This window comes from Bartonella capreoli (assembly GCF_902813205.1).
GTDB classification, from domain to species: domain Bacteria; phylum Pseudomonadota; class Alphaproteobacteria; order Rhizobiales; family Rhizobiaceae; genus Bartonella; species Bartonella schoenbuchensis.
Genome location: NZ_CADDZX010000035.1, coordinates 1 through 2,404 on the forward strand (window position 1 = coordinate 1; position 2,404 = coordinate 2,404).

A 2,404-nucleotide genomic window follows, 5' to 3' on the forward strand; every position below is an offset into this window, starting at 1 on the left:
TGTAGGTAAGCCCTTTGCTGTTTTATTGATAATGCTGCTAATGTTTGAAGCTGTGACTTTACCTAAACGAGCTTGAAACCATTCTGCTGTTCTTTGTTCCATATCACACCCCCATTGAAGCTTGTTGAGTTGGTGTGTTTGGTAAAGGTAAAGCTTGTTGTGCTTCATTCATTTGTAAGTGTTGTTTTGTTTTTAAACGCCTTAAAACAATTTGCCCTGTCTCATGAGACATTTCTGCGAGATTTGTGATCTTTGCATAAGAAAGTATTTTTGCTTCTTCTGTTTTTGTTTGTTCCATTAATTTTTTGATTTGCGCAAGTAAATCATCAGAAACCCTCTCGTTTTGGGGGGTGTAGTTAATTTCATTAATATGAGTTTCATTGAAGCGTTCAGCTTCGTCTTTATCGTAAATACCAGAAAAACCGAATGCATAGCATGCGCATTGTATAAGTGCCTTATGACGCAACATACGAGCAGGCCATTGATTCCAAGGTTCTGTATTTCGCTTACATTCTTTGAGATATTCTGTAAGTTCAAATGGCTCTGGATCGTTCTTAAAATATATGGCGCATGTAGCAGAAAACAATTTTCCTTCTTTATCAAAGTTTTCTGTAATTTTCTTTTTTCTATAGTTAGGATGTGAATGTATAATTTTGAGCCATCCCCTATAACCGACAACCGGTATAATACCGCCCCCTCTTTTAGGGATGGCATATATTTCTTTTCTTAAGGGATTTAATCCATAATCATTGGCAAGATAAATAAAGACTAAAAACTCAGCATTAGAGATATCACAGCTGATACAAGTTTTGAAAATTGCTTCACGAAACTCTTGTTCTGATAACTTATATTTTTGTGCCACTGTTGCTACGAGAGAAGATGTCATTGTTATTTTCCTTAACTTTGGGTACACCCCACCTGTGGCGTGAAGCACGCGTGTGTTGAAAAGGGTGTGTTTTGGGATGTTAGATGTGTTGAGAAGAAAGGGTTGTTGCTGTTCTTTTAAAGTCAGCAATTTCGGCATTAGCAAAGCCGTTAATCTCTTCTTGAGTACGGATCTGTTTTTGGAGCATCATACTCAGACGTTTTAATCCTTTGGATGTGATCTTTGCACTAGGAACGCTCTTTTTTCTTCCGCTGATGGTTTGAATGGTTTTTGGTATATACCCCATTAGTCCTTCATTGATTTTACTATAATAAGGCACCAAACTTTTATCAGTACGGCAATAAATCCAACGATGATTGATCAAATAATTCGCTAAATCTTCAAGGCGCATGCCTAACTTTTCTGCTGCATCATTTATATCAAGCAAATCATCAGAGCGTTCTAAACGTTCAAGTTTTTCTGTCTTTGGGGTTAACTGAGCAATGATATGATCTTTGCGTTCACTTTCATTTTTTAAGTATGTCAAAACACCTAACATGACTTGAGGATCAGAATAGTCAATTTGAGGAGGTGTCATTTGTTTTGTTTTTCGTTCGCACTCAATGAAATATTGACGAGCTTGTTTCCCCTTTTCATTACGCTCAATCATAGCAAGTTCTTTTGCCATTTCTAAAGTAAGGTAATATTCCATGCTTGGACGAGTGTTTTGTTTTGATTTTACTAAAATTTGAATAAAACTCACAAAGTCTTTGTTTTCTAAGAAACCATACTCTTTAATACGGTAAGCTATCCAATCGTTAAAATTGAAATTAACTTCCAAAAACGTATACAATTCGCGTGCATTGACTGTTTGTATGGTTTCTTGATTAATTGTGTGGTTCCAAATAGCGATAGGCATTTCCATTGCAGACCTCATAGTGTTTGGATTAGTTTTCAAATGTGTTGAGAAAAAAGGGTTATTGCCGATAAGTACTGTAGAATGGATTTGTACTTTCCCGTTCTTCTATCTTGTCTAAGACATCACTGTATGCCCAGCTGTGAGCTATAAAAGGATATGGGGCATCCTCTAAAAAATAATAATGGCTATAATCATCTAAGTACTTTTGAACATAAAGTTCAGCAACGTCTTCTGAAATATCATCATAGCGATTTGACTGAAGATCAATACGAAGAATGCTTACAACGCTTTCTATCTGGTTGACCATGTTCATGATTTCAGTTCCATCCAGTGGTCCAGGTCTAGCGTCGTACTCATCATAAGTAGACACAATCAACAAGATCTCATCAGCATTCACAAAAAGCTGTTCATTCATTTTCATCCCCTCTCATTCATGTTGGTAAATGGTTCTTTTTACTTTATGGGGTTTTTATATTTTCGTTTTACGGTAATATCAATATACAAAATAACGTAAAACGGAAAATATTTTATGAAAAATTTATTTGTTTAGGTTATATTATTGTAGATAGTAGGGGATCATATGAAAAATTATGAAACTATAAAAAGAAAATTTGAGTTAT

3 protein-coding genes and 1 pseudogene are annotated in these 2,404 nt (G+C 35.2%); all 4 read right to left on the reverse strand.

What is annotated here, in order from left to right:
* Window positions 1–102 (reverse strand): annotated as a pseudogene (locus tag J7R05_RS06960) (lambda exonuclease family protein); the annotation flags it as partial.
* 1 nt (window position 103) lies between these two features.
* Window positions 104–886 carry a RecT family recombinase gene (locus J7R05_RS06965; RefSeq protein ID WP_208541738.1) on the reverse strand — a complete coding sequence of 261 codons (783 nt, stop codon included), beginning with the start codon at window positions 884–886 and terminating at the stop codon, window positions 104–106.
* A gap of 79 nt (window positions 887–965) precedes the next feature.
* The gene (locus J7R05_RS06970; RefSeq protein WP_208541740.1) at window positions 966–1,790 is read right to left on the reverse strand and encodes an antA/AntB antirepressor family protein; all 825 of its coding nucleotides are present in this window, start codon (window positions 1,788–1,790) and stop codon (window positions 966–968) included.
* A gap of 52 nt (window positions 1,791–1,842) precedes the next feature.
* Window positions 1,843–2,199, reverse strand: coding sequence for a hypothetical protein (locus tag J7R05_RS06975; protein ID WP_208541739.1), 357 nt, complete (start codon window positions 2,197–2,199; stop codon window positions 1,843–1,845).
* Window positions 2,200–2,404 lie beyond the last annotated feature (205 nt).